This is a genomic window from Burkholderia alba (assembly GCF_034721475.1).
GTDB classification, from domain to species: Bacteria; Pseudomonadota; Gammaproteobacteria; order Burkholderiales; family Burkholderiaceae; genus Burkholderia; species Burkholderia alba.
Genome location: NZ_JAWJWL010000015.1, coordinates 20655 through 47483, shown reverse-complemented (window position 1 = coordinate 47483; position 26829 = coordinate 20655). Strand labels below are relative to the sequence as shown.

The window sequence follows — 26829 nt, the reverse complement described above, 5'->3', positions numbered from 1 at the left end:
GAATGTCGCTCGCGTTCCTCGGTCATGCGCTTGAGCTCGGCCTTCAGTCGCCGAACCTCGGCGCTCTGATCCAGCTCCGCCTGCCGCACGACGTCGGGCCTGCCGAACTTCAGTTTCCGTGCGTAAAGGCTCTGGGTCGCGATACCCAAACGCTGGGCCACCTCTGCCACCGAATGACCCCGTTCGGTTACCTGTTTGACTGCCCCGATCTTGAACTCATCCGTGTACCGCTTGCCAGCTCATGCTGGCCTCGGTTGCCGTAAATGATGGCTCGATGATGTCTACGAAAGGCTGGCCGGTCCACGGTCGACGAGATGACGGCGGGGTATTAGGGGGCATGCCGGCTCAGAATGTCGTGACGACTGATGCTTTTGCCGAATTGTGGGTAGAGTGAAATTCCAAACATGGAATCCTTACCTGTAGCGGCTCCCCGACGAGGTGTTGGAGTCGGCTGCCTGCCGCGCGCGGGCCGGGCGGGGCGCCGGCGCCCCGGCTCAGCCCGCCAGCTTCCTGAACGTCTCCAGCACCGCGTCGCCCTTGAACGGCTTGACGATCCAGCCCTTCACGCCGGCCGCCTTGCCGCGCTCCTTCATCGCCGGGCTGCTTTCCGTCGTCAGCATGATCACGTTGACCGACTGGTTGCCGAGTTCTCCGCGAATCTTCTCGACCATCGTCAGCCCGTCCATGTTCGGCATGTTGACGTCGCTGATCACGAGCCGGATGCCGGCTTGCGCCTTCAGCTTCGCGAGGCCGTCCTTGCCGTCGATCGCGGTGTCGACGTCCAGTCCGTTTTTCTTCAGGAAGCCCGCGACCTCGTCGCGCACCGTGCTCGAATCGTCCACCACCAGGATCTTGCCCATGATTTTTTCCTTGTCGCGCCGCCTCGGGCGCATTCGTCAAAACAATTCCAGTTCGCCCGCGTCCACGAGCGCGTCGACGGCGTTCGCGTCTTCCGCCGCACTTGCCTGAGCACTGGCAGCCGCCTCGAATTCCTCGGGCGACCAGCGCAGGCTGAAAATGAAGCGCTGATCCAGATGCACCGACCGGCCCGTCGCTTCGTCGGTGAGCCGGTACTTGAAGCAGAGCTGCGGATTGTCCGAGCCGAACGAGATGTAGCGGTGCTTGTGGTTGATCAGCAGCGGCACCTGCACCCGGCTCGACGGCGCGGCGCGCCCGTCGCCGAGATAGCGGTCCTTGAACGCGCCCCAGATCAGGTTGGTGAGTTCGCCGAGCACGCTGTTCAGGTCGCGGAAATCCGCCGCGCCGTGCCGGCCCGGCTGCTCGGCGAGCAGCTCGAGCAGCGGCTGCTCCTCGGCCTGCATCATCATGTAGCCGCGACACCACGCGCTTTCGAGCGCCATCAGGCTGAATACCTCGCCGAAGATGATCCGGTCGCGCACGATGCACGGCGTGTCCCAGCTGACGCCGAGATGCCGGAACAGGCTGCCGAGCCGCGCCTCGGTGATCTCGGAGATGCCGCGCACCAGCGCGTTCGGATAGTCGAGGCTGAAGATGTATTCGTCGACGACGGTGCGCAGTGCGGCCATGTCGTGCGCGACGTAGGTCGCGCAGATCACTTGCTGCAGCGCCGCCGGCAAGCCGTCGCGCACCGCTTCGGCGTCGCGCCTGAGAATGATCGGCAGTTCGGGACGCAGCGCGTCGATGCGCGTCGCGATCGCCGCGCAGTCGGCGAGCGATCCGCCGTAGTGTTCGCCGAGCAGGATCGCGCTCAGGTCGATGTTCGAACGCAGCACCGCCATCAGGCGGTTCTTGCGCACCTTCAGCCCGATCAGGTTGTGATCGTCGCAGAACCGCTTGATCGCTTCCGCGTGCGCGGGATGGTCGTCCAGCACCAGTACCTTGCTGACCGGCTTGCTCATGTTCATCGCTGTGGCTCCGCTCGATGCCGACGCATCAGAAAAGTTCGAGTTCGCCGACGTCTTGCCGGACGTCCGACAGGTTCGCGACGAAGTCGAGCGGTGCGTGCGAACACACGCACAGCGTCGCGCCGAGCCGCACCGACGAACCGACCGTCAACCCGTACGCCGACACGTAGCCGGGCCGCAGTTCGTCGAGATGGCGCACGCTGCGGCGGTTCAGCAGATACGGCGTCGACATGCCGAGATCGGGAAAGCATTCGACGAGCAACTGGTTCATCGCGCCGCAGCACAGGTTCGCGACCTCCATCAGCGTGTCCCGCAGCGTGCGTCCGGCGGTGTCGGCGAGGTAGTAGTCGCGGGTCGCGTCGTCGTCGGCGAAATGCAGCGCCAGCAGCAGCCTGAACGTCATCGACGAGATGGTCAGCACGACCACGTCGTCGCCGGGCAGCGCGCTGGCGTCGCGCGGGTCGAGCGGCGCGATGTTGCACGGATCGCCGTCGCGTACCGGCAGGCGCGTGAGCGCGGCTTGCCGGAAGATCCGGTCGAGACTGTCGCGGGCCTGCGCGCTGATCACGCCGGCTCCCGTTCCAGCTGCGCCTGGAATTGGTGGGCGAGCGTTTCGACGCTGCCCAGCGACGCGGTGATCATCTTGCCGCCCGCCTGGATGTCTTGGAACGTCGCGGTGGTGACCAGGTCGTTGCGGTGCAGGCTGTCGCGATAGCTTTTCGACAGTTCCTGCGAGCGCGACGCGAGCGCGCGCACCTCGCCCGCGACGATCGAGAAGCCCCGGCCGGCCGCGCCCGCGCGCGCTGCCTCGATCGACGCGTTGAGCGACACGATCAGCACGTGGCTGACGATCGACGACAGTTCGTGATTCTTCACGTGCATGTCGCGGTTCTGCGACATCAGCGAGATCATCTGCTCGTGCCAGCGTTCGAAGGTGGCCGCGAGCCCCTTCAGCCGGGCCGCTTCCGTCGCGATGCGCTCGGCCTGCTGCCGCCAGTCCGCCCGGCTGCCGCCCGCCGCGTCGAGCGCGGCGCGCAGCGCCCGGGCTTCATTCGCCTGTTGCGCGAGATCCTCGCGCAGGCGGCCGACAAGCGCGTCCAGTTCCAGCCGTTCGTGCGCGAACTGCTCGTGTGCCGCGTGCAGCCGCGCGTCGGCTTCCGCCTGCGCATCCCGTTGCGCCGCGTTCAGCGCCTGGCGTTCGTGCAACGCGCCGGCGCGTGCCGTCCGCGCCGAAACCCAGGCGAGGAGGGCGACCAGCGCCGCGCCCGCCAATGCCGCCAACAGATACCGTTCCACCACAGCCCGTTCCTCCGGTCGTTCAGTCGGACAGCGCGTCGAGCGGCAGCGGCCGCGCGGCCGCTGCGCCGACGCTGTCCACCGCCCAGCTTTCCGGCAGATGGACGATGGTCTGGAAGCGGCGGTACGCCGCGCCGGGCTGATCGTCGGTGAAGCGCAGTTCGATGCGGCCGTGCGCGCGCGCGAGGAAATCGCGCACCGCGTCCATCCCGACGCCCCGGCCCGATACTTCGGTCACCTGTTCGGCGGTCGAAAAGCCCGGCCGGAAAATGAATTCGGCGATCGTCTCGTCGCTGGCGGCGGCGTCCGGCGCGAGCCAGCCGCGTTCGATCGCGACGCCGCGAATCCGTTCGAGTGCGAGCCCGCGGCCGTCGTCGCTCAGCGTGAGCTGCAGCGCGCGATGATCGACGCCGACCTCGATGTCGATCGCGCCGGCGGCCGGCTTGCCCGCCGCGCCGCGCTGCTCGACCGTCTCGATGCCGTGGTCGACCGCGTTGCGCAGCAGATGCATGAAGACGTTCTTCAGCGTGCTCTCCGCGTGGCTGCGCAGCCGGTAGCCGTTGTCGGCGATGCGCACGGCGGGCGGCGCCTTGCCCAGTTCCTGCGCGAGCGAGGGCAGCGAATCGAGCACGCCGGACAGTGCATCGGCGAGCGTCCCGGTATCGAGCAACCGCAGTGTGCGGCGCACGGAGTCGTGCATCGTCAGCAGCGCGCGCGGATCGGCGGGGTCGACCGAATCGAGCAGCGCCAGGCTCTCCTGGATCTGCTTGCGCTCGACCCGCAGATAGCCGTCGGCGTCGCGCTGGCCGGCCGCGCCGCGCCGCCCGAGGCTGCCGGCGCTGATCTGCGCGTAGTGTTCGAGCGCTTCCTTCACGCGCGCGAGATCGGCGATCAGCACCTGCTGATCCCATGCATGCTCGGCGGCCTGGCGGCGCAGCTGATCGTAGCGCTGCTCGGTTTCGTGAACCACGCTGGTCAGATGCTGCAGGCTGTAGGTCCGCGCGTTGCCCTTGATCGTGTGCATGTTGCGGAACAGTTCGTCGACGGCCGCGCGGTCCGCGTGCGTGTACTGGCGGATGATCCGTTCGTTGTCGTGGATGAAACCCGACGCGCTGGCCACGAACTGATGGAATTTCTCCTCGCTGACGGCCAGGATCTCGCCGATCATTTCCAGCCGGCGCTTCTGCTCGCCCGCCTCGGCCGCGAGCTGGCGCAGTTCGGTGACGTCGCGCACGCACAGCATCAGCCGCATCACGACGTCGTGATCATCGGTGATCGCCGACCAGCTCAGGTCGAGCGTCTTGCGGCGGCCGTCGGGCATGGTCTTCACGATTTCGTTCAGCAGCAGGTGCTGGTTGAACGCGAAATTGATGCCGTCCTCGCCGATGCACGCATGGACGGCGGCATCGATCTGCGACAGGGTGTCCGAGCCCAGATCGGTGTGGTCGAACACGAGATCCATCAGCGGCCGCCCGGCGATGTCGCCGGTCTCGAAGATCGCCTCGAGGTAGGTCGAATATTCGGCGTGGACCACCGCGCCGTCCACCACGGTCAGAATGCCTTGCTGCATGTTCTGCAGCATCGCCTGGATGTCGGCGGTCTTCTGCTTCAGCTGCGCGGAACTGTGCTGGATCCGCTCGATCATGCCGTTGAACGCGACGATCGAATGACCGATCTCGTCCATCCGGCCGACCGGCACGCGGCGCGTGAAATCCTGACTCGATGCGATCTCGCTCATCATCGACTGCATGCGGCTCAGCGGCCGCGTGATCTGCCGATACAGCAGCGCGCCGATGACCGTGAGCAGCAGCACGGCCGCGCCGGTCACACTCGCGATGGCTGTGGTGGTGGTCGACAGCATGCCGTTCAGCGTGCTGATCGCGTCGTCCTTCTGGCGATTCTTCTCGACGCGCAGCGTACCGACGATGCCTTCGAGTTCGTCGCGGTACTGCGCGACGTTCGCGAACAGGTAGGCCTGCGCGAGCGCGTCCTTGCCGGCCGCCTTCATCTGCGAGATATCGCCGATCGCGTTGAAGTAGTTCGCGAGGCTGTCGCGCGCCTGCGCGACGAGGCCTTCCTGAGCGTGGCTCGCCGCGGCTTTCGCTTGCACGTCGAGCGCGCCGCGCAGCGTCTGTTCCTTCGCCTTCAGCTCGTTGCGCGCCTGTTCGACCATGTTGCTGTCGGGCGCATAGACGAGCGTCATCGTCGCGAGCTGCACGTCCTTTACCTGGGAGACGAGATCGGCGGAGGCGAGCGCGCTGGGCACGACGCCCTGCGTGACTAGCCTGACGTCCGCGGCGCTGCGGCGGGTTTGGTAGACGGCGTATCCGCCGATCGCCGAGAGGGCGACGAACATCAACACCACGAGCAGGGTGATACGGTGACGAATGGTCATGTTGAAAATTCCCCGGGCCAAGCTGGTCATTCGCGCCTCTGATGCGGCGGCACGCTCTTGCATGTTTTGTCGGATAAAAGAGCGACTGGATTATCGTGGGCGGGATGTGACGAAGCGATGACTCGACGCGGTTTTCCGGCCTTTCTCTGCGGAAATTCCGCACGGAGAAACGAAAGTGAAATGCCGTCGTTCGAATTGATCGGAGGAGCCTAAAGTCGGCTGAAAAAATGCCGTTAACTCCCGTCGCCGGATGGTGTCGGCACGCATTGCGTCGGACCGACGGCAGGCGACGAATCACGCGTCCGGATCGTGTCGCGCGCAACGCTGGAGCGAGCGCGGACGTCGTGTGATTCAGGTGATCTGTCGCTTGCGTTCGGCGAAATTCGGCTTGGCCTGCTTCTCAACCGGCAGCCGGTACGCCGCCGGCCGGACGCGGCGAGTCCGTCGCGGTCGCGCCGCCGCGCATTGCGCGTCGCGCCGGCTGCGACGCGTATTGCATGCGGCATCCGGTGAGCGGCGTGGCGCATGCCGCGTCGTCGGAATGGGGGCCGCCGCGTCTGAGCGCCGGCCTTCCCGTACGGGCTCCGCGGGTATCGAACCCTCGAACCGATCGCCGCCGCGCGGGTCGAATGACGCGTTGCCACTCCGGAAGACACGATGAAACGCTTTACGACGCGGCTGCGAAGCGCCGTCGCCGCGGCCGGCCTGTTGCTCGCCGCGCAGTGCTGCTACGCGGCGGACGCGAGCCCGGCGCCGCAGAATTTTCTCTACACCAGCTCGGACGATCTGCGTGCGCTGGCACCCCTGATCCAGCGGCCCGACATCGCCGGCGTGCAGGTCGTCTACAACTGGAAGATGCTCGAGACGTCGCCCGGCCGCTACGACTTCTCGCGCATCGACCGCGATCTGGCTTACCTGCAGGGCTTGCGCAAGCAGCTGTTCATCCAGATCCAGGACCGCTTCTTCGAACCGCAGGCGCGCTATGTGCCGCAATACCTGCTCGAGGATCGGGTCTACCAGGGCGGTCTCGTGCCGCAGTTCGACCATCCCGGCGAAGGGCGGCCGATCGGCAACGGCTGGGTCGCTCAGCAATGGAATCCGGCGGTCCGGGGCCGCTATCAGCGGCTGCTCGCCGCGCTCGCCGACCGGTTCGACGCTCGGGTGGCCGGCATCAATCTGCCGGAAACCGCGATCGATCTCGACATGAAACGCGACAACCACGGCTTCAGCTGCGACCGCTACTTCGCCGCGACACTCGACAACCTGGGTTTCGCGAAGCGGGCGTTCCGGCGGTCGCAGGTGGTCCAGTACGTCAATTTCTGGCCGTGCGAGTGGAACGACGATCATCGCTACATGTCGCGGCTCTTCGCATTCGCGCAGCAGAACGGGATCGGTCTCGGCGGCCCGGACATCGTGCCCGGCAAGGCGAGCCAGATGAAGAACGCCTACCCGTTCTTCCATCGATACAAGGGCAAGCTTGCGTTGGTCGCGATGGCGGTGCAGGAGCCGACGCTGACCTATATCGATCCCCAGACCGGCAAGCCGTTCACGCGGGAGGCGTTTACCCGCTATGCGCAGGACTATCTGGGCGCGGGCATCATCTTCTGGAGTGCGCAGTCGCCGTGGCTGCGATGATTCGCGCGAGCCGGCGCGCCGCCTGCCGGTCCGGCGGATCGCGTCGGCGGGATCGGCGGATGGCGGGTGCGGAAGAACCCATGCGCATCCGGACGCGCGGCACTCCCGCGCGCCCGGATGGCGGCGTGCTCAGCGCGCGGCGGCGTCGGGCGGTTCTTCGATCGCGTCGACGCGATCCGGATAGAACGCGAGATGTCCGCGAATGGGCTCGACGGCTTCGTACGGATGCTCGTAGGTCCACACCGCGTTGACCGAACGCTCGCCGCCCGCCGGAATCGAGTAGTACGCGCAGTCGCCCTTGTACGGGCAATAGGTCGCGTGGTGGGTGCGCTCGAACAGCGTCATGTCCGCGTCGGATCTCGGGATATAGAGCACGGGCGGGTAGTTCGCTTCGCGCAGCGACAGCGCGGCGCGCGTATCGGCGACCACCTTGCCGGCGACCGTCACCACGACGCGCGCCGGGTGGCGTTCGATCGTGATCGGATGATCGGGACCGGGAATGCGGACCGGCCGGGGGGCGTTGCGTGCATCGTTGGACATGACGGCGCTCCTTGCGAGGATCTCGCGGATACGGTGTTGTACACCGTCGGCCGGTTTTCTGTATGTCCCCGTTTCGAAGGCCGCGGCGGGCGAGGCGACCGCCCGAAGGGCGCGCAGGAAGGCGACGCGGGACACGAGCGCCTGCCCGAGCAGGAGGACGAGCGAGGCCGCGACCCGGGTTCCGAAGGTATCGATATGCATGGGCAGGCCCGGGGCGCGTTGAAGAAAGCGGCGGCGGGCGAAGACCGGGGACGGCCGGGCGGACAGATCCGCAATCGCGCGCCGCGTGTCGCGCGATTGTGCCCGAACCCGGCCCCCCTCGGGCGCAACCTTCAACGCAGGCGCCGGCCGGCGCACGGCCCTCGACCGGGACGAACCGGCCGCCTCGACGAAAGAGGTTGCCGTGGCGGACCGGCTCGCTTAATTTGTACGCGATCGAAGCGGCACCCCATGAGAATCGAACCCAGGAGGCGCGATGGCGATGGCAGTGTTGGATGCGACGCAGACGGCGGCCCTGACGCCGTTTGCCGCGCTGGTCGAGGCGCTGGCCGCGGCGGCCCAGGAGGCCGCGCAGGGCGGGATCGTCAGTCCCGCGCGGCGCTCGGTGCCGCTGAACGAGGGCGGCGTGATGCTGTCGATGCCCGCGTCGGCGAGCGATATCGCGATTCACAAGCTGGTCACGGTCTGCCCGCGCAACCGCGCGCACGGACAGCCGACGATCCAGGGGCAGGTGAGCGTGCACGACCCCGCGAGCGGCGCGACGCTGTTCGCGCTCGACGGTCCGACCGTTACCGGGCGGCGCACCGCGGCCGTTACGCTGCTCGCGATCCGCACGCTGCTGCCCGCCGCGCCGCGCGACGTGCTGCTGTACGGCGCCGGCACGCAGGCGGCGCATCACGTGGCGGCGCTGGGCGCGCTGTTTCCGGGCGTCCGGGTGTGGGTCGGCGCGCATTCGGCTGCGCAGGCCGCCGCGTTCTGCGCGGCGCGCCGCAGTGTCCCGGCGCTGCTTGCACCGTTCGATCCGGCGAAGCCGCCCGCCGCGCTCGACGTCGTCATCGCGGCCACCACCAGCAAGACGCCCGTGTATGACGAAGCCGGGCGCGCCGGCCGTCTCGTGATCGGCGTGGGCGCGTTCACGCCCGACGCCGCCGAGATCGGTGCGCGCACGGTGGCGGACAGCGCGCTGTTCGTCGACGACCCGCAAGGCGCGCGCCATGAGGCGGGCGACCTCATTCAGGCCGAGGTCGATTGGGGCCGCGTGGGTTCGCTGGCCGAGGCGTTGCGGGACGGCCGGGGGCGCGCGGCGGACGAGCCGGTGCTGTTCAAGAGCGTCGGCTGCGCGGCCTGGGATCTCGCCGCGGGCCGGGTCGCGCTTACTTCACGCACTCGAGGGTGTACTTGAGGCCGGGGCCGATCAGGCGGCGCCACACGTCCCACGTATGGGCGCCGTCGATGATGCGCAGCGCGGCCGGGTTCTGCGCGCGCCGCAGGTGCGTATAGAGGGAACCGGCTTCCGCCTGGATCGTCAGGTCGTCGTCGCCGGCGGCGATGAACATCGGCAGGCGCCACCCCTGTGCGAAGTAGCCGCGCCACAGCGCCGGATAGTTCAGTTCGTGCCACACCTTCGGATCGAACTGCCGCTCGCCGAACACGCCGACATAGCGGGCGGCCGACGTGGGCGGCGGCTCGTTCGCGTACACCGCCGGGCTGAGCAGCATCGCACCGCAGAACAGGCCGGGTTCGAGCAGCGCGAAGCGCAGCGCCCCGTAGCCGCCCATCGACACGCCGCCGATCGCGCGGCCGGCACGCTGGTTCGAGACCGCGTAATGCGCCTCGACGTCGGGCAGCAGTTCGTCGAAGAACGCGGTCTGCATCTTCTCCTTGCGGTCGACGTACCAGTCGGTGCCGCCCTGCGGCATCACGATCACGACGGGCGGGATCTCCCGGCGCTCGATCAGCGCGTCGGCCGTGATCTGCAGGTGACCCTGGGTGATCCAGTCGTTCGCGTTGCCCGCGTTGCCGTGCAGCAGGTACAGCACCGGGTAGCGCGCGCCCTCGGGGTTGTAGCCGGGCGGCAGATAGACGGTATAGGACCAGTCGCGGTGCAGCGCGGCGGAGCGGAACGTGCGGGTGACGATGCTGCCGGGCGCGGCCAGCGCGCTGAGGGGGATGGCCGCGAGCAGCGCGGCGGCGACGGCGACGGCGAGAAGGAATCGGCGCATGAACAGGGTGTCGGAATAATGCCCGACATAGGCTAGCAGCAGCCGATGACGGGCACAGCGCGTTTTCAGCGCCGGGATTTCGTGAACGGCAGGCGGGCCATCAGCGGCTCGTAGACTTTCGCGACCAGATACAGCAGACCGATCGCGGCGACGTCGGCGACGAGACCGAGCGGCACGTTCAGATAGCCGTCGGTCGCCGCGTACAGCAGCGAGTCGACCGCGAGCGAGATGCCGGTGCCGGCGACGAAGCACAGCAGCCCCTGCCGGCCGATCGTGCCGATCCACGGCATCGCGTGCGCGATCTTGTGCATCCAGCCGAGATGCACGAGTTTCGCGGCGAGCCAGGCGATCGCGAGGAAGTTCAGCAGCCGGAGCGCGCCGAGATTCTGCTTGATCGACGGATCGGTCGGGAAGGGCTCGACCCGCAGCCGGTAATACGCGCCGGCGGCGACCATCGCGATTGCCGCCGCCGTGACGATCCATCCCACGGGCCGCTTCGACAGTATCGGGTACACCGGCTGGCAGCGCGACACGACGCCGATCACGAACAGCAGTTGCCACGCGAACGGATTGAAATCCCAGGGGATGTCGTCGACGGTCGGCAGATAGCCCGCGATGCGGCGGGCGGACACCCACAGCAGCACGCTGACCGCGAGCAGCAGCCACGGCTTGCTGCGCGCCAGCGGCAGCGCGAGCGGCACCAGCAGCGCGAAGAACGCGTACATCGGCAGCACCGACGCGAGATACGGCTGCCGGCGGAACAGCAGGATGTCGCGCAGCGCGATCAGCGGCGCGTGCAGCAGGCCTTCGAGATCGTTGGTCGGCAGGTTCGGGCCGTCGATCGCGAGCGCGCTCAGCACCGCCGTGATCAGCAGCATCAGTCCGGCGGTCACGAGGAACGCGCGATAGATCTCGAACGAGCGTTTGATGAAGCGTTGCCGCGCGGCGGCCTCGGTCCGGCGTTCGGCGAGCGAGTTGTAGGCGATCGCGGTCGCGAAGCCGCCGAGAAACACGAATACCTCGGCGGCGTCGCACAGCGCGTACGCGTGCAGCGTGACCCGCGACAGGATGCTGCCGCCGATGTGATCGACCACGATGACGAGCAAGACGAGACCGCGAAAGAAATCGAGTTCCGCGTACCGCTGAGGTGGGGGTGCCGCCGCGTTCATGCGCGGCCGTCTCCGCGCATCGGACAGGCAGCCGGATCAGCGGCGGCGGGAGCGGGCGTGGCCGCGTCGGGCAGAGGGCGCATGGCGGGGACCGGGTTGCGTGACGAAATGATGATGGTCGCGCATTGTGCCATCGAAGGCGCGGGTGCCGGGTTTACTCGAATAGCAACTGCTCCGGCCCCATCACGTAAGGCCGGCACGGAATGATTGTTTACAAGCCAGTTGGCAATACGCAACAAATTGTAAAAAAAGCGCTGCACCAACATGGACGTTTCATTTTATGCATGACAGTATTGCGCCCAATGCACGAATCCCGTGGGGGTACGGGACGTGTAGCTCGAAAGGGCGGCAATACCAAGAAAACGCGTCAAAGGCCTCGCCAGAGGCTTCTAACTATTAGGTCTGGAGATTTTCATAATGAAAAAACACGTCATTTCCGCAGCGGCTTTGCTCGCATTCGCTGCGCCGGTGTTCGCCCAAAGCAGCGTCACGCTGTACGGCGTGATCGACGAAGGCTTCAACTACACGAACAACGTCAGCGTCAACGGCCTGGGCAAGACCAGCTACAAGCTGGCCAGCGGGTTCGCGCAAGGCAGCCGCTGGGGCCTGCGCGGTTCGGAAGATCTGGGCGGCGGTCTGAAGGCGATCTTCACGCTGGAAAACGGATTTGACGTGAACAACGGCGGCCTGGGTCAAGGCAGCCGCATGTTCGGCCGCCAGGCATTCGTCGGCCTGTCGCATGCGCAGTACGGTACGCTGACGCTCGGCCGCCAGTACGACTCGCTGGTCGACTACCTCGCGCCGCTGACCGCGAACGGCAACTGGGGCGGCACGCTGTTCTCGCACCCGTTCGACAACGACAACACGGACAACTCGTTCCGCGTGAACAACACCGTGAAGTACGCGAGCCCGGACTGGAACGGCCTGTCGTTCGGCGGCACGTACAGCTTCAGCAACAACACCGGCTTCTCGAACAACCGTCAGTACAGCCTCGGCGGCCAGTACCAGATGGGCGGCCTGCAACTCGCGGCAGCCTTCCTGCAGGCGAACAACCCGGGCAAGACGACGGACGGCGCGATCGCGACCAACGATGCGAACTTCACGGCTGATCGCCTGCGCATCTTCGGCGGCGGCATCAACTACACGTTCGGCCCGGCAACCGTCGGCTTCGTGTACACCAAGACGGACCTGAAGAACCCGACCTCGACGGTCTATCTGCCGGGCCTGAACTTCGCGGGCCTCGGCGTCACGGCGACCAAGTTCCAGAACTTCGAAATCAACGGCAAGTATCAGCTGACGCCGGCGTTCTTCGTCGGTGCGCAGTACGTGTACACGGACGGCAAGTTCGATGCGACGGGCGGCAGCGTGAAGCCGAAGTACCACACCGTCGGCCTGATGGCGGATTACAACCTGTCGAAGCGCACCGACGTGTACCTGCAAGGCGCATGGCAGAAGGTCGCGGGCGACAAGACCAACACGATCGCCGACGGCGGCTACGTGGTCGGCACGGACGGCCCGTCGGCTTCGTCGAACCAGTTCGCGGTTCGCGCGGCTATCCGCCACAAGTTCTAAATCGGCGCCTGCGTGCGATGCGCGATGCATCGCACGCCGCAAAAACCGATGCCGTTCCGCTCAGCCGGCCCGCGAAGGCCGGCTGAGCACATCCGCCACCCAGTCGATGAAGATCCGCACGCGCGGCGCCAGATGCCGGCCATGCGGAAAGACCACCGACATGGGCAGCGGCGCCGCATTCCATTCGGGCAGCACTTCGATCAGCTGTCCCGCCGCGAGCGCATCCTCCATGCTGTCGCGCGGCGCCTGGATCATCCCCAGCCCCGCCTCGCAGCACGCCAGATAAGCCTGCGAACTGTTGACCGACACCACGTTGCGCATTTTCACCGCGCGCACCTCGCCGGTATCCATATCCGCATATTCCCAGTCCAGCTCGCGCCCGGTGCGGCTCGAGAAATAGCCGACGGCGACGTGGTCGGGCAGATCGTCCGGCGAGCGCGGCATCCCGTATCGGGCGAGATAGTCGGGCGACGCGCAATTGACCTGGGTCATTTCGCCGATCCGCCGGGCGACCAGCGACGTATCGCTCAGCATGCCGATGCGGACCGCGCAGTCGATGCCGTCCGAAATCAGGTCGACATAGCGGTCGCTCGCGCTCAGCACGACCCGGACGTCCGGGTAACGCGCATTGAACGCCGGCAGCGCCGGAATCACCTTATATAGCGCGAGCCGTTCCGGCAGATCGACCCGGATCACGCCGCGCGGCGCGGCGCCGGCGTCGGCGAACAGCGTCTCGGCATCTTCCAGATCGGCCAGCAGCCGCATGCAGCGTTCGTAGTAGGCCGCGCCTTCCGGCGTCAGCGCGACTCGCCGGGTCGTGCGTTGCAGCAGACGGATACGGAGGTGTTTCTCGAGGTACTGCACGGCGTTGCTGACGGTCGGACGCGGTAGCTGCATCTGCTCGGCGGCTTTCGTGAAGCTGCCGAGATGCGCGACCCGCGCGAAGATTCGCATCGATTGGAGATGGTCCATGCGTAATGGCATTCAGCCGGTGACGAAGAGCCTCCATTGTTAACCGATGTCGAATTATTTGGTTGGGCAACGTGCGTTTATCCGTGTGCGCAATCTCACCAAAATGCGATTCATCACCTCCATCGGAACAGGATCGCCTCATGAATACTCGACAACTCGGCCGGACCGGCCCGCGCGTCTCCGCCGTCGGCCTAGGCTGCATGGGCATGTCGGACCTCTACGGCCCGGCTGATCGCGACGAAAGCATCGCGACGCTGCATGCGGCGCTCGACGCCGGCATCACGCTGCTCGACACCGGCGACTTCTACGGCATGGGCGCGAACGAGATGCTGATCCGCGACGCGCTGCGGGGCCGGCAGCGCGAAAACGTCAGGATCAGCGTGAAATTCGGCGCGCTGCGCGATCCGGCGGGCGGTTTCGCCGGCTACGACGCGCGCCCGGCGGCGTTGCGCAATTTCCTTGCCTATACGCTGAAGCGGCTGGGAACGGATTACGTGGACGTGTACCGTCCCGCCCGCGTCGATCCGGCGGTGCCGATCGAGGAGACGGTCGGCGCGATCGCGGATCTGGTGAAGGCGGGCTACGTGCGCCACGTCGGCTTGTCTGAAGCGAGCGCGGAGACCGTGCGCCGCGCGGCGGCCGTCGCGCCGATCAGCGATCTGCAGATCGAGTACTCGCTGCTGTCGCGGGGCATCGAGGCCGACATCCTGCCGGCGTGCCGCGCGGCCGGGATCGGCGTGACCGCGTACGGCGTTCTGTCGCGCGGCCTGCTGAGCGGACAGTGGTCGCAGGCGCGCGGGGGCGAACGGGATTTCCGCGCTGCGAGCCCGCGCTTTTCCGGCGCGAATCTCGAACACAACCTGCAACTGGTGGAGGCGCTGCGGGCGATCGCCGCCGAAAAGGGCAGCAACCCCGCGCAGGTGTCGATCGCGTGGGCGCTGTCGCGCGGCGACGACGTCGTGCCGCTGGTCGGCGCGCGGCGCCGCTCGCATCTCGTCGATCTGTTCGCGGCGCTCGACCTGGCGCTGACGGACGGCGACCGCGCCCGCATCGAAGCGGCGATTCCCGCCGGCGCGGCGGCGGGCGAGCGCTATCCGAGCGCGCAGATGGCGCATCTCGACAGCGAGCGCTCAGCGCATCGAGCGGGGCCCGAAGGCGCTTGACGGGAGGGCGGGCGGCGGCTTGCGGCGGCGTCCGGTTGCACGCGCATTCGGGGGCGCCTCACCCGGGATCAGGCAAAGACAGAGGGTCCGTCCGCGCGAAGCTTGGCACTATCGGGGCATTCATGACCGGTGGAGGTGCGCATGCACGGTGACCTGACGGCGATCGTCGCGGGGGTGTTCCTGTTGGCGGGCGTCGTGAAGGGACTGATCGGCCTCGGACTGCCGACCATCGCGATGGGGCTGCTCACCTTCGCGATGCCGCCGTCGGCCGCGGCGAGCGTGCTGCTCGTGCCGTCGTTCGTCACCAACGTCTGGCAGCTGCTGCTCGGCCCGTCGGTGCGGGCGCTGGCCCGGCGACTGTGGACGCTGATCGCCGGGCTCGTCGCGGGCACGCTGATCGGCGGCCTGCCCACGCTGGCATCGGCGGCGTCCTGGACTCACGCCGCGCTCGGCTGGGTGCTGGTCGCATACGGCGGATGGGGGCTCGCGGCGGCCCGGCTGCCCGCGCCGGGGCGTCACGAGGCATGGCTGTCGCCCGTGATCGGCTACTTGACGGGCGCCGTCACGGCCGCGACCGGCGTATTCGTGATTCCGGCCGTGCCGTACCTGCAGTCGCTGCAGCTTGGCCAGGAGGAGCTGATCCAGGCGCTCGGTTTGTCGTTTACCGCGTCGACGCTCGCGCTGGCCCTGCAGCTCGGTCTCACGTCGAACCTGCAGCCGGTGGATCTCGGCGTGTCGGCGCTCGCGCTCGCGCCCGCGCTGCTCGGCATGTACGCCGGGGAGTATCTGCGGCGCGTGATCAGCGAGCGCGCGTTTCGCCGCTGCTTCTTCGCGGGGATCGCCGCGCTGGGCCTGTACATGGCGCTCGCGGCACACGCATGAGCGAGGCCGCCGCGGCTACGCGGCCTCGTCGCGCGGCGCGCTGTCCGACAGGAACGCGATGAAGTCGCGCGTGTATTTCGGCAGCGTATCGAAGCGGCGGGCGCAGATCGTGAGCTTGCGGTGCGCCCAGTCGTCGGCTATTTCGATCAGGCGGATGTCCATGGTCTTGAGCGCGCGCAGCGCGGCGTGGCGCGACACCACGCCGATCCCGACGCCGCTCTCGATCAGCCGGCAGATCGCATCGAAACTCTTCAACTGCACCCGGTAGCGGAGCCGCTTGCCGAGCGCCTTCGCCTGTTCGGCGAGATGCACCTGCAACGCGCTGCCGTCCGTCATGCCGATGAAGTCGGCGTCGACGATCTCCGCGAACGCGACCTGGCCGCGCGCCGCGAGCGGATGGCCGCTGGCCGTAACGGCGATCAGCCAGTCCTCGCGAAACGGAATCTGTTCGAGTCCGTCGAGCCCGACCGAGTCGGCGACGATGCCGAATTCGGCCGTTCTGCTGCGGATCGCGTGGACGATCTCCTGGCTCGAACGCTCCTCGACGCTGATCGACAGTGTCGGATGACGGGGCAGATAGGCGGCGAGCGCATCGGGCAGGTACTCGCTGAGGGCGGCGGTATTGCACAGCAACCGGATGTGCCCGCGCAGCCCCGCGCCGTATTGCTGCAGCTCGCCGCGCATGTGGTCGATCTGCTGCAGCACGGTGCGCGCATGATGTTCGAGCGAACGCCCCGCCTCGGTGGCCTGCGTGCCGTTCTTGGTGCGATGCAGCAGCGGGACGCCCAGTTCTTCCTCCATCCCGCGGATCCGCTCGCTCGCGGACTGCAGCGTGATGTGGGTGCGCTCCGCGCCGCCCGTGATGCTGCCTGCCTCGCAGACGTGCAGGAACAGGCGCAGGTCGGTCAGATCGAATCGCATGATGGGGCGGCCGGGCAGTCTCGTTGTAATGGGCGATACGGTAGCAGGAATGCGGCGAGTCAAGCTCAGTCTCTGCCTGAGCGTCGCTTCGAGGTTTCCGCATTGGCCGCGCGGCCGCCGGTGCGCATCATGGCGATTCGTCTGTCGGCTTGGGGAGACCACTATGCGTGACGATCCGTCCTGGTTCGCGTCGTTCAAGATCGCGCTGCACCTGTTCTTTCTGTGCGTGGGCGTCGTCTTTGCCTATTCTGTGTTGATCGCCCCTTATCTTTGAACGGCGGCGCGCGGCGGCGGTTCGCCGCCGCGCGCGTGAGCACTATAAGCAAACCGGTAAGCCCGGGATGCGGAAAAAGACATAGCCGTCCGGCAGTGTGCCACGCGATAATGCGCCGCTTTGCGAGCCGGCCCACAACGGCTCGTGTTTCTGACAGACGGCCGCCCGGACCAGGCGGACGCGGCGCGCGTCGCGCGCCGCACTAGGAGGACTCCATGAGAAAACACGGCCTGTCACGGCGTGGTTTTCTGAAAGCCAGCGTGCTGGCGGGCGTGACGGTCTACGTCGCGCCGATCGGCAGCCGCGCGTTCGCGGCGCTGTTCGAAGACAAGATCCTGACGCCGGTGCAATGGGACAGCGCGACCGGCGAGCCCAAATTCCGTATCGATGGCATCGCCAAGGTCACCGGCTCGAAGGTCTTCGCGCGCGATATCCGCGCGTCCGACATGCCGCACTGGCCGCAGCAGCAGGCACATGCGCTGGTGCTGCGCGCGACGCAGGCCGACCGCGTGTACGAGGGGGTCGACCTCTCGATGCTCGGCGATGATCTTCAGCCCGACCGGATCGTCACGGCGGACGACCTCGTGCGCGACGGCCTCGTGTTTCCCGCTTTCTACGGCGACGACATGCTGCTGCCCGCGGGCAAGACGCCCGCGTATCTCGGCCACGCGGTCGCGATCCTGATCTATCACGATTTCGCGCGCTTTCGCTTCGCGAAGAACCTGCTCAAGTTCCGCGACGACGTGATCCGCTACGGCGCGGTGACGGGGCCGCTCGAACGGGATCCGTGGGGCACGTTCCGCTTCGTGCGGGTCGGCGGCAAGACGCCTTACGACGACGACGTGTTCTCGAGCCTTAAGGATGCGCCGGTGTTTCCGAGCATGATGCGCAAGCACGAGCCGGTCTGGCCGGACGGCAAGGAGCACGGCAAGCTCGACGAGCAAGGCATGTTCCATGCCGACCGGATCGCGCAGGAGCTGGCAAATCCCGACGCGGACTGGCTGGTGTTCGACCGCGAGTACAACACGCAGTCGATCGATACCGCCGCGCTCGAGCCGGACAACGCGAACGGCTGGTACGACGCCGCGACCCAGTCGCTGCATCTCGTCGTGCCGACCCAGTCGCCGCTCGAAGTGGCGGAGAGCGCGGCGGGGATGGCGGCGAAATGCCGGTTCCCGGTGAAGCAGCTGTTCGTGCATCCGTGCTACACGGTCGGCTACGGCTCGAAGGACCATTTCAACGTGCCGTTCTACGGGCTGGTCGCCGCGATGTACGGCGACGGCCGCCCGGTGCGCCTCGCGAACGATCGCTACGAGCAGTTCCAGACCTCGCTCAAGCGGCATGCGTTCAAGATGCGCTACCGCATCGCGGTCGATCGCAAGACGGGGCTTCTGCAGTCGTTCAAGGGCGACTTCGAGGCGAACGGCGGCGGCCGCTGCAATTTCTCGCCGTCGGTCGCGATGGTGGGAGCGACGGCGGCGCAGTCGATCTATTACTTTCCGAAGAACGATTTCGCGTCGGTGGCGATCGCGTCGCGCGCGATCGATGCGGGTTCTGCGCGCGGCTACGGCACGCTGCAGAGCATGGCCGCGACCGAGATGGCGATCGACGAGATCGCCGCGCAGCTGCAGCTCGATCCGATCGAGTTCCGGCTCAGGAACGCGCTGCGCTCCGGGATGAAGAACACGCAGGGCGCGATTCCCGCCGGCGCGGTGCGGGTGGACGAAGTGCTCGCGCGGGCTCAGGCGCACCCGCTGTGGACGCAGCGCACGAAGAAGAAGGCCGATTACGAAGCCGCGCATCCGGGCAAGCGCTACGGTGTGGGCTTCGCGTGCGTGCAGAAGGACTTCGGCACCGGCGCCGAGGCGTCCCTCGCGAAAGTCGAGTTCGACGAGAACGGGGCGATCACGCTGCACCACACGGCTGCCGAGATCGGCACCGGGATGTCGACGTCGCAGGCGGTCGCCGTCGCGAAATGGCTCGGCAAGCCCGCGTCGGAGGTGCGGGTCGCGGTAACCGAATGGCCCGATCTGCCGGTCGTGACGAGCGGCGATCCCTACTTGATGTCGCAGGCCGACCAGGACCGGTTGAGCGCGAACCCGCGCTGGACGCCGAACGATGCGTCGCCGTCCAGCGCGACGAATTCCGCGTTCTACTTCACGCACAGTACGCAGGAGGCCGCGCGCGCGGTGTTCCGCTACGGCCTGTGGCCCGCCGCGCTCGCGATCTGGGGGCAAGGCATCGGCGGCGGGCAGGCCGCGCCGCTCGTCGTGCGCTTCGACGATGCGCGCTGGGTCGACGGCAAGCTGACGGCTGCCGGGCTGGAAGCGCTGCCGTTCCAGCAGCTGGTGAAGAAGGCTTATGAGCTGGGCCTGCCGACGGGCGCCGTCGTGCACGTGTTCAACCGCTGGCAATGGGCCGAAGCCGAGTTCGAGATCGGCGGCGCGCTGGAGCGGCTGCCGGTGGACGGCCTGTCGCTGCGCTACGGTGCCGGCAACGGCGCGGCGCCGGTCGTACCGGCGCCGCCCGCGTCGCGCAAGCCCGCGCCCGCCGCCGCTACCGCGAAAGCCACGCTGCCGCCGACCGCGAACGGCTATCGCGTGCTCGACCGCAAGCGCGTGTTCATCCCGCCGGTGCAGCGCAATAATGCCGCGGTGACGTACTACAGCGCGGTCGGCACGCTGGTCGAGCTGGCCGTGCACGAGGCGAGCGGGGAAGTCGAACTGCTCACCCATCACTCGATCATGGAGTGCGGCAACCAGATCTCGCCGCAACTCGTGTCGGGACAACTGCAGGGCGGGCTGGCGATGGGCATCGGCCATGCGCTGCACGAATACCTGCCGCTCTACGAAGACGGCCCGGGCAACGGCACGTGGAACTTCAATCGCTATCGGCTGCCGCGCGCGACGGACGTCGCGGTGTGGTCGCAGACAGGCGAAGTGCTGCCGCCGCTGTCCGAAACCGATCCGCCGAAGGGCATCGCCGAAGTGGTGATGATTCCGGTCGTCGGCGCGATCGTCAACGGCATCGCGCACGCGATCGGCCACCGCTTCACCGATCTGCCGGTGACCCCGCAACACATCCAGGAGGTACTCGCATGACGGCCGCCCAGTCAGCCGCATCGGCGGCCAGCGCATCGGCGGCGAGCCCGAGCGCCGCCGCGTCCAATCCCGTGGCGGGCGCCGCCGCGCCCGCGAGCGCGGCCGCCGTGGAACGGCCGCTCGTTCAGTACCGGCCGCAGCCGATTGCGCTGACGGTGAACGGTAAATCGGTCGGCCCGATCCCGGTGCCGGTCGGTCTGATGATGATCGATTTCCTGCATGAGTATCTCGACCTGACCGGCTCGCGGCTCGGCTGCGGGCAGGGCATCTGCCATGCGTGCGTCGTGATCCTCGATCAGCCGGACGGCAGCAGCGAAGAGGTCCGCACCTGCATCACCGGCGCGCACTTCTTCGACGGCAGGAAGATCCGTACCGTCGAAGGCCATGCGAAGCGCAACGACGCGGGTCAGGTGGTCGAACTGTCGCCGGTCCAGCAGAAATTCCTCGAGCATTTCAGCTTCCAGTGCGGCTACTGCACACCCGGCTTCGTCAACGCGGCGACGATCCTGATCGAACGCCTCAAGCTCCAGCCGGTCGCGAAGGCGGATGTCGAAACCGCGATCACCGCCGCGCTGAATCCGCACATCTGCCGCTGCACGGGCTACGTGCGCTATTACGAAGCCGTGAAGGACGTGGTGCTGAACACGCCCGGGCTCGTGAAGGACGCCGGATGATGGCTACGCGCATTTTTCAGCTCGCGCGCAACGGTGCGCTGCTCGCGTTGTGCGCGGCCGCGCTGGCGGCATGCGGCGGCCACGATGCGCCGACGATCGCCGCGGCGCCGACGCCGGAGCAGATCGCCCGGGGCCGCTACCTCGTCAAGGCCGCCGACTGCGCGGCGTGCCACACGGCGAAGGACGGCGCGCCGTTCGCGGGCGGCGTGAAGCTCGAATCGCCGTACGGCGCGTTCTACGGATCGAACATCACGCCAGACAAGGATTACGGGATCGGCAAGTGGAGCGCGGGCGAATTCTACGATGCGCTGCACGACGGCAATGCGCCCGACAAGCGGCTGTATCCGTCGATGCCGTACACGTCGTATCGCCAGCTGACGCGCGCGGATACCGACGCGATGTACGCGTACCTGATGTCGGTGAAGCCGGCGGCCGTCGCCAATCGCGCGCACGAACTGAAGTTTCCGTACAACCTGCGCTTCGGCATGGCGGTGTGGGATGGGCTGTTCCTGAAGGACACGCTGCCCGACGCGTCGCAGGGCCGCTCCGCCGACTGGCAGCGCGGGCGCTATCTGGCGAACGCGCTCGGCCATTGCGCGGAATGCCATACGCCGCGCGGCCTGTTCGGCCAGCTCGACGGCGCGAAGCCGTTGCGCGGCGCGGCGCTCGGCCGGGTGGTCGCGCCCGACATCACGCCCGCCGGGCTGGCCGCGCGCGGCTGGACCGGGCCGGACCTGCAGGCGCTGTTCGGCGTCGGCATCGCTGCGCAAGGCTCCGCGTTCGGCGAGATGTACCCGGTCGTGCATCTGAGCACGCAGTACCTGACGAAGGACGATCTGCGCGCGCTGTCGGTCTACCTGCTCGGCGATGCGCCGCCCGCGCCGCAACCGCTGAAGCCGGTGTCCGCGGACGCGGCCCAGCTCGCCGCCGGCCGCTCGGCGTACGTCGCCGTATGCGCGGGCTGCCACGGGCTGGCGGGCGAGGGCAAGCCGCACGTCGCGGTGCCGATGAACGGCAACTCCATGCTGCGTCAGGCCGATCCGCGCAACCTGCTGGTCGCGATGCTCGACGGGATCGACGAGCAGCGCTTCGCCGGCCTCGAGAACATGCAGGCGATGCCGGGCTTCGCGGGCACGCTGAGCGACCAGGAACTGGCGCAGCTGGCGAATTACCTGCGCTCGGGCTGGGGCGGTCAGCCGGCGGACGTCACGGCGGCCGACGTGAAGGCGCTGCGTTGAGCGTCTGAGTCTCGGCTGCGGCCACCTTCGCCGGACGGATCACACGGCGGCGTTCCTCGCGGGACGCCGCCGTTTTCGTTGGCGCGGCCGATCCGACGCGGCGGCGTTCGGCGCAGCGACGAGTCAGACTTACCGGGGATCGCTAAAGTTTTTGCCGATTCGGCCGTATTCATGGAGATCAGGCGTCCGATCCGGCGCGCATGTACGGAATTGTCATCAACGCTTGCATCCGGTTACATGTGCGCCGCCTTATTTTTGAGATGCTTGACGGGTTGAACGTCGGGAGTCGGATCGAGCATGAGGAAGAGCGAGATCAACCGGAGCGTCGCATGGCTGTCGAGTATGGCGGCGGCGCTCATCATCGCGGGCTGTGCCGGCCCGCAGACAGTACCGCCGAGCGACACGCTCGCGGGTTCCACCCCGCCCGCCGCGCCCGCGCCGATGGCCGGCGCCCCGGCGGCGGATGCCGCGCCGGACCGTGACGCGGCCCCCGCCGCGCCTGCGACCGCACCCGCCGTGTCGCGTTACGTGGTGAAGCGCGGCGATACGCTATCGAGCATCGCCAGTGCGAACGGTTGCACCGTCAACGACTTGCGCGGATGGAATCGGCTGGGCCGGCGCGGCAAGCTCGCGATCGGGCAGGTGTTGAGGATCGCGCCGCGGGCCGCCGCGCAGGCCGGCGCCGCGCCGGCCGCCGCGAATCCGCCGTCGGAATCGGCCGTGCCGGCCGCGCAGACGCAAGCCGACAGCACGTCGGACCGTCAGGTGGCGAAGGAGACGAAGCGTCATGCGCAGCGCGTGGTGCTGGCGTGGCCCGCGAAGGGCGCGATCGTCGAAATGTTCGAACCCGGACGCAATCGGGGCATCCAGATCGCCGGCCGGGCGGGCGACCCGGTGCGCGCCGCCGCGTCGGGCCGCGTGATGTACGCGGGCGCCGGCTTGAACGGCTACGGTACGTTGATCCTGGTCCAGCACAACGCCGATTTCCTGACCGCGTACGCGCACAACCGCAAGCTGCTGGTCAAGACCGGCGATATCGTCCAGCAGGGCGACGCGATCGCGGAGATGGGCGACGTCGACAATGCGCGCGTCGCGGTGCTGTTCGAGGTCCGGCGCGACGGCAAGCCGGTCAATCCGCTGCCTTATCTGCCGAACCGGCAAGGCTGACGCGGCCGGGCGCGGCCGTCTCGCACAATCTCGCGGTTTGGCTTATCGTGACAGTCCCTGCGTGCGCCGCGGATGCGGCGCGCGACTCGATTCACGACGTGCCGACCCACCGCCATGCGCCGCCTCCCACCGCTGAACGCCCTGCAGATCTTCGTCATGGCGGCCCGCCATCGCAGCTTCACGCGCGCCGCCGATGCGCTCTGCATCACGCAGGGCGCGGTCAGCCGCCAGATCCAGTCGCTCGAGGCGCATTACGGATTTCCGCTGTTCAGGCGGCGCGCGAAAGGCCTCGCGCTGACGCCGGAGGGCGAGCAGCTGCTGCCGGTCGTGACCGAGAGCTTCGCGCGGATCGAGGAGATCTCGCTGAAGCTCACGCGGCAGCGCACCGGGCTGGCGTTGAAGGTGCCGACCTGCCTGATGCGCTGGGTGCTGCCGAGGATCATGCAGTTCCAGGGCGAACATCCCGATCTGCACGTGCAGATGACCACCAGCTGGCAGCACGACATCGATTTTCACAGCGAGCCGTTCGACGCGGCCATCATCTATGCGACGTCCGCCGGCGCGGGCCTGCACGCCGTGCCGCTGTTCGACGAACGGCTCACGCCGGTGTGCTCGCCGGAGTTGCTCGACGCGAAGCCGCTGGCGAGTGCGGCCGACCTGGCCGCGCAGACGCTGCTGCACCCGACGCGCGACCATCGCGACTGGCGAATGTGGCTCGACCATGCCGGATTCGAGGGCGTCGATCCGGAGCGGGGGCCGAGCTTCGAGACGCTCGACCTCGCGACCAACGCGGCGATGCAGGGTTTCGGCGTGGCGATCAGCGACGTGACGCTGATCGTCGACGACGTCGCCGCGCGGCGCCTCGCGACGCCATTCGATATCGTGCTGAAAACCGGCGCGCGTTATTACTTCGTCTATCCGGAAAGTGCCGCGCAACAGCAAAAAATCGAATTGCTCAGCGACTGGATTTCCGCGCACCGGGATTAACGCTGTTATTTCACGCCGTTACTGGTAAGTGACGATCGCGATCATCGCGGAGGGCGAACCGCCCTTGCCGGCCGGCAGGCCGATCGACTTGGTGAGCTGGGTGAAGCGCACGGTGCGCAAGGTCGTCCGGCTGCCGGGGTCGACGAGCGAGACGTCGCCGGTCGCCGGGCGCGGGCAATCGGAGCGCAGCTGCGGCCGGCCCGGCTGATCGGCATCGAGGCTGAAACTGCAGGGCGGCTCGACGATCATGCCGCTGAAACGGATGATCCCGCTTTGCGCGCCGGCCGCGCAGCAGAGGGTCAGCAGCGAGGCGGCGAGGACAGCGTGCGCGAGAATCGGGCGGCGTGGCATGAGAAGCTCCAGTTGAGTGAGCGCTGCGCGGCGTGGCCGATCCCGCAAACGGCGTCAGATACGCTGCGAAGCTCAATGCGTAAACGACAGTCCATGTGAAAACTTAAATCCGGATCGAATGGAATGGCGATCGATCAAATTCACCGGCATTCCTATTGGGAAGATAGAAATGCGAATGATCGAAAGCAAGTGAGGAGAATACGTACTCGTTTAATCTGGGCGGCGGTTCGTCATTACGCGGAAAGAAAAGCGTAAAAAAAGCCGGCCTTCGAGATTCGAAGGCCGGCTGTCCGGTTGCCCCTTCCGCGAGGGGCGATGCGCGGGTCAGCTTGCGCGCTTGCGGAGCATGCCGTAGACGAACAGCAGCACGATCGCGCCCACGATCGACGCGATCCAGCCCGCGCCCTGGCCGGGCTGGTACCAGCCGGCGACGCGGCCGACGTAGCCGGCCACCAGCGAGCCCGCGACGCCGAGGACGATCGTCATCAGGAAGCCCATCTTGTCGTCGCCCGGCTTGATCGCGCGGGCCAGCAGGCCGACCACGAGTCCGACGATCAGCGTTTCGATAAATTGCATCATAAAAGCCCCCTTGATTGACAGAATGCGAATGGTCATAGACCCGCGCGGCCGCGCATGGTTCAGCGGCGCTTGGTTCGGATGCCTTGATACCCGGCCGTTCCGGCCGGCCCGAACCGCGCGCCGCCGTCATTCATACCATGAACCGGCTTCGCCGCGATGTCACGCGGGCGACACGGCGGCCGGATCGGGGCGCCGATAGCCCTGCGTCGCGCGCAGCAGGCCGCGCGTATAGTCGCTCGCGACGCGCTCGGCGCGGATCTCGTCGATGCCGAGCTGTTCGACGATTTCGCCGTTGCGCATCACCGCGACACGCTGGCAGAGGAATCCGACCACCGCGAGATTGTGGCTGACCAGCAGCATCGTCAGCGCGCGCTCGCGATGCAGGCGGCGCAGCAGGTTGAGAATTTCCGCCTGTACCGACACGTCGAGCGCGGAGGTCGGCTCGTCGAGCAGCAGGACGCGCGGCTCGACGATCAGCGCCCGGGCGATCGCGACGCGCTGCCGTTGCCCGCCCGACAGCTGGTGCGGGTAGCGGAACCGGAAGGCGAGGTCCAGGCCGACCTCGGCGAGCGCACGCGCGATGCGCGCGTCGGCGTCCGCGATCCGGTGGATCGCGAGCGGCTCGCGCAAGGTTTCGTCGACCGTGAAGCGCGGGTGCAGCGACGCGTACGGATCCTGGAACACCATCTGCACGTCGCGGCGGAACGCGCGGTCGAGCTTGCCCTCGAGCGGGCGCGCGTCGATCGACATCGTGCCCGCCGCGAGCGGCACGAGGCCGGTGAGCGCCCGCAGCAGCGTCGACTTGCCGGAGCCGGACTCGCCGACGAGGCCGAACGCTTCGCCCCGCGCGACGGCGAGACTGGCGTCGCGCACGGCGTCGACGTGGCCGGTGCGGGTGGGGAAACGGATCGATGCATGGCGAATGTCGATCATCGCGCGGCCTCCGTCAGCCAGGCCGGATCGCGCCGCAGCACCGGCAGCTCGTCGGGCGGGTTCGCGAGCGGCGGATTGGCGGCCAGCAGGCCGCGCGTGTACGGATGGCTCGCCCGCATCAGGTCGCGCGCCGAGCAGGTCTCGACGACGCGTCCGGCGTACATCACCGCGACGCGGTCGCAGAACGACATCACGAGCGGCAGGTCGTGGCTGATGAACATCAGGCCGGTGCCGTGGCGGGCGATCATCGCGTCGAGCACCGCGAGCACCTGCATCGACACGGCGACGTCGAGCGCCGAGGTCGGTTCGTCCGCGATCAGCAGGCGTGGCCCCGTGGATACCATCATCGCGATCATCACCCGCTGGCCCATGCCGCCCGACAGCTCGTGCGGATAGGCGCCGGCGACGCGGCGCGGATCGCGGATCTCGACCGCGGCGAGCGCCTCGACGATCCGCTCGCGCAGCGCGGCGCCCCGCAGGCCCGGCTCCTGCAGCCGGAACGCTTCGCTCATCTGCGCGCCCACCGTCATCACCGGATTCAGCGAGTATTTCGGGTCTTGCAGGATCATGCCCATCTGGCTGCCGCACAGCCGGCGCCGTTCGCGCGCCGGGAGCGCGAGCAGATCGCGGCCCGCGAAGCGCATCCGGCGCGCCCGCCATTGCGCGGCGTCGGGCAGCAGGCCGAGCAGCGCGCGGCCGGTCAGCGACTTGCCGGAGCCGGATTCGCCGACGATGCCGAGCCGTTCGCCCGGTTCGAGCGTGAGCGACAGGTCGCGCACGGCGTCGACGACGCGGCCGTCGTGGCCGCGAAAGCCGATCTGGAGCCCGTCGATCTCGCAGAGCGGGGCCGGGGTGGAAAGGGTGGCGCACAT

General features: G+C 67.8%; 24 protein-coding genes and 1 pseudogene. 10 read left to right on the top strand and 15 right to left on the bottom strand.

What is annotated here, in order from left to right; genetic code table 11:
* Positions 1 to 8: 8 nt before the first annotated feature.
* From RZR99_RS18180 to RZR99_RS18155, 6 genes and pseudogenes are all read right to left on the bottom strand, one after another.
* Positions 9 to 209: pseudogene (locus tag RZR99_RS18180) on the bottom strand (transposase); the annotation flags it as partial.
* A gap of 285 nt (positions 210 to 494) precedes the next feature.
* The gene (locus RZR99_RS18175; protein ID WP_323121155.1) at positions 495 to 860 is read right to left on the bottom strand and encodes a response regulator; all 366 of its coding nucleotides are present in this window, start codon (positions 858 to 860) and stop codon (positions 495 to 497) included.
* A 36-nt stretch (positions 861 to 896) separates the two neighbouring features.
* Positions 897 to 1886, bottom strand: a complete 990-nt coding sequence (locus tag RZR99_RS18170; RefSeq protein WP_323121154.1) for a chemotaxis protein CheX — start codon at positions 1884 to 1886, stop codon at positions 897 to 899.
* Between the two features lie 28 nt (positions 1887 to 1914).
* Positions 1915 to 2454: a hypothetical protein gene (locus tag RZR99_RS18165; protein WP_323121153.1), complete on the bottom strand. Its 540-nt coding sequence runs from the start codon at positions 2452 to 2454 to the stop codon at positions 1915 to 1917.
* The gene (locus tag RZR99_RS18160) at positions 2451 to 3185 is read right to left on the bottom strand and encodes a methyl-accepting chemotaxis protein (RefSeq protein ID WP_323121152.1); all 735 of its coding nucleotides are present in this window, start codon (positions 3183 to 3185) and stop codon (positions 2451 to 2453) included. Before RZR99_RS18160 ends, RZR99_RS18165 begins: the two co-directional genes overlap by 4 nt.
* A gap of 19 nt (positions 3186 to 3204) precedes the next feature.
* Positions 3205 to 5577, bottom strand: coding sequence for an ATP-binding protein (locus RZR99_RS18155; protein ID WP_323121151.1), 2373 nt, complete (start codon positions 5575 to 5577; stop codon positions 3205 to 3207).
* Positions 5578 to 6234: 657 nt separating this feature from the next.
* Here RZR99_RS18155 and RZR99_RS18150 point away from each other — a divergent pair.
* On the top strand, positions 6235 to 7212 hold the full coding sequence (locus RZR99_RS18150; protein WP_323121150.1) for a hypothetical protein: 978 nt from the start codon (positions 6235 to 6237) through the stop codon (positions 7210 to 7212).
* 129 nt (positions 7213 to 7341) lie between these two features.
* On the opposite strand, the gene RZR99_RS18145 is transcribed toward RZR99_RS18150, so the two are convergent.
* Positions 7342 to 7752, bottom strand: a complete 411-nt coding sequence (locus RZR99_RS18145; RefSeq protein ID WP_323121149.1) for a DUF427 domain-containing protein — start codon at positions 7750 to 7752, stop codon at positions 7342 to 7344.
* A 475-nt stretch (positions 7753 to 8227) separates the two neighbouring features.
* Between RZR99_RS18145 and RZR99_RS18140 the strand changes: the two genes are divergently transcribed.
* Positions 8228 to 9154: a delta(1)-pyrroline-2-carboxylate reductase family protein gene (locus RZR99_RS18140; protein WP_323121148.1), complete on the top strand. Its 927-nt coding sequence runs from the start codon at positions 8228 to 8230 to the stop codon at positions 9152 to 9154.
* Here RZR99_RS18140 and RZR99_RS18135 read toward each other — a convergent pair.
* Positions 9126 to 9974, bottom strand: coding sequence for an alpha/beta hydrolase (locus RZR99_RS18135; RefSeq protein WP_323121147.1), 849 nt, complete (start codon positions 9972 to 9974; stop codon positions 9126 to 9128). The two genes, RZR99_RS18140 and RZR99_RS18135, sit on opposite strands and share 29 nt — an antisense overlap.
* 65 nt (positions 9975 to 10039) lie before the next feature.
* Positions 10040 to 11143, bottom strand: coding sequence for an OpgC domain-containing protein (locus tag RZR99_RS18130; protein ID WP_323121146.1), 1104 nt, complete (start codon positions 11141 to 11143; stop codon positions 10040 to 10042).
* Positions 11144 to 11560: 417 nt separating this feature from the next.
* Between RZR99_RS18130 and RZR99_RS18125 the strand changes: the two genes are divergently transcribed.
* Positions 11561 to 12715, top strand: a complete 1155-nt coding sequence (locus RZR99_RS18125) for a porin (protein WP_323121145.1) — start codon at positions 11561 to 11563, stop codon at positions 12713 to 12715.
* 60 nt (positions 12716 to 12775) lie between these two features.
* Here the strand turns inward: RZR99_RS18125 and RZR99_RS18120 are convergent, their stop codons facing one another.
* Positions 12776 to 13687, bottom strand: coding sequence for a LysR family transcriptional regulator (locus RZR99_RS18120; RefSeq protein WP_323121144.1), 912 nt, complete (start codon positions 13685 to 13687; stop codon positions 12776 to 12778).
* A gap of 140 nt (positions 13688 to 13827) precedes the next feature.
* Between RZR99_RS18120 and RZR99_RS18115 the strand changes: the two genes are divergently transcribed.
* On the top strand, positions 13828 to 14850 hold the full coding sequence (locus tag RZR99_RS18115; protein WP_323121143.1) for an aldo/keto reductase: 1023 nt from the start codon (positions 13828 to 13830) through the stop codon (positions 14848 to 14850).
* Positions 14851 to 14991: 141 nt separating this feature from the next.
* Positions 14992 to 15732 carry a sulfite exporter TauE/SafE family protein gene (locus RZR99_RS18110; protein ID WP_407655468.1) on the top strand — a complete coding sequence of 247 codons (741 nt, stop codon included), beginning with the start codon at positions 14992 to 14994 and terminating at the stop codon, positions 15730 to 15732.
* Positions 15733 to 15747: 15 nt separating this feature from the next.
* Here the strand turns inward: RZR99_RS18110 and RZR99_RS18105 are convergent, their stop codons facing one another.
* Positions 15748 to 16653, bottom strand: coding sequence for a LysR substrate-binding domain-containing protein (locus tag RZR99_RS18105; RefSeq protein ID WP_323121141.1), 906 nt, complete (start codon positions 16651 to 16653; stop codon positions 15748 to 15750).
* Between the two features lie 489 nt (positions 16654 to 17142).
* Between RZR99_RS18105 and RZR99_RS18100 the strand changes: the two genes are divergently transcribed.
* The 5 genes from RZR99_RS18100 (at position 17143) to RZR99_RS18080 (ending at position 24094) form a co-directional block, all read left to right on the top strand.
* Complete coding sequence (locus tag RZR99_RS18100) at positions 17143 to 20028, top strand: xanthine dehydrogenase family protein molybdopterin-binding subunit (protein WP_323121140.1); 2886 nt, start codon at positions 17143 to 17145, stop codon at positions 20026 to 20028.
* Entirely contained in the window at positions 20025 to 20702 is a 678-nt protein-coding gene (locus RZR99_RS18095; protein WP_323121139.1) for a (2Fe-2S)-binding protein, read from the top strand. The genes RZR99_RS18100 and RZR99_RS18095 overlap by 4 nt, the downstream gene beginning before the upstream one ends.
* Entirely contained in the window at positions 20699 to 21940 is a 1242-nt protein-coding gene (locus RZR99_RS18090; RefSeq protein ID WP_323121138.1) for a cytochrome c, read from the top strand. Before RZR99_RS18095 ends, RZR99_RS18090 begins: the two co-directional genes overlap by 4 nt.
* A 297-nt stretch (positions 21941 to 22237) precedes the next feature.
* Positions 22238 to 23107, top strand: a complete 870-nt coding sequence (locus RZR99_RS18085; protein ID WP_323121137.1) for a peptidoglycan DD-metalloendopeptidase family protein — start codon at positions 22238 to 22240, stop codon at positions 23105 to 23107.
* Between the two features lie 114 nt (positions 23108 to 23221).
* Positions 23222 to 24094: a LysR substrate-binding domain-containing protein gene (locus tag RZR99_RS18080; protein ID WP_323121136.1), complete on the top strand. Its 873-nt coding sequence runs from the start codon at positions 23222 to 23224 to the stop codon at positions 24092 to 24094.
* Positions 24095 to 24112: 18 nt separating this feature from the next.
* Here the strand turns inward: RZR99_RS18080 and RZR99_RS18075 are convergent, their stop codons facing one another.
* From RZR99_RS18075 to RZR99_RS18060, 4 genes are all read right to left on the bottom strand, one after another.
* Positions 24113 to 24445 carry a type 1 fimbrial protein gene (locus tag RZR99_RS18075; RefSeq protein ID WP_323121135.1) on the bottom strand — a complete coding sequence of 111 codons (333 nt, stop codon included), beginning with the start codon at positions 24443 to 24445 and terminating at the stop codon, positions 24113 to 24115.
* Positions 24446 to 24769: 324 nt separating this feature from the next.
* A complete protein-coding gene (locus tag RZR99_RS18070) occupies positions 24770 to 25024 on the bottom strand; it encodes a GlsB/YeaQ/YmgE family stress response membrane protein (RefSeq protein WP_323121134.1) in 255 nt (84 codons plus the stop codon).
* A 159-nt stretch (positions 25025 to 25183) separates the two neighbouring features.
* Positions 25184 to 25957, bottom strand: coding sequence for an ABC transporter ATP-binding protein (locus RZR99_RS18065; RefSeq protein ID WP_323121133.1), 774 nt, complete (start codon positions 25955 to 25957; stop codon positions 25184 to 25186).
* Positions 25954 to 26829, bottom strand: a complete 876-nt coding sequence (locus RZR99_RS18060; RefSeq protein WP_323121132.1) for an ABC transporter ATP-binding protein — start codon at positions 26827 to 26829, stop codon at positions 25954 to 25956. Before RZR99_RS18060 ends, RZR99_RS18065 begins: the two co-directional genes overlap by 4 nt.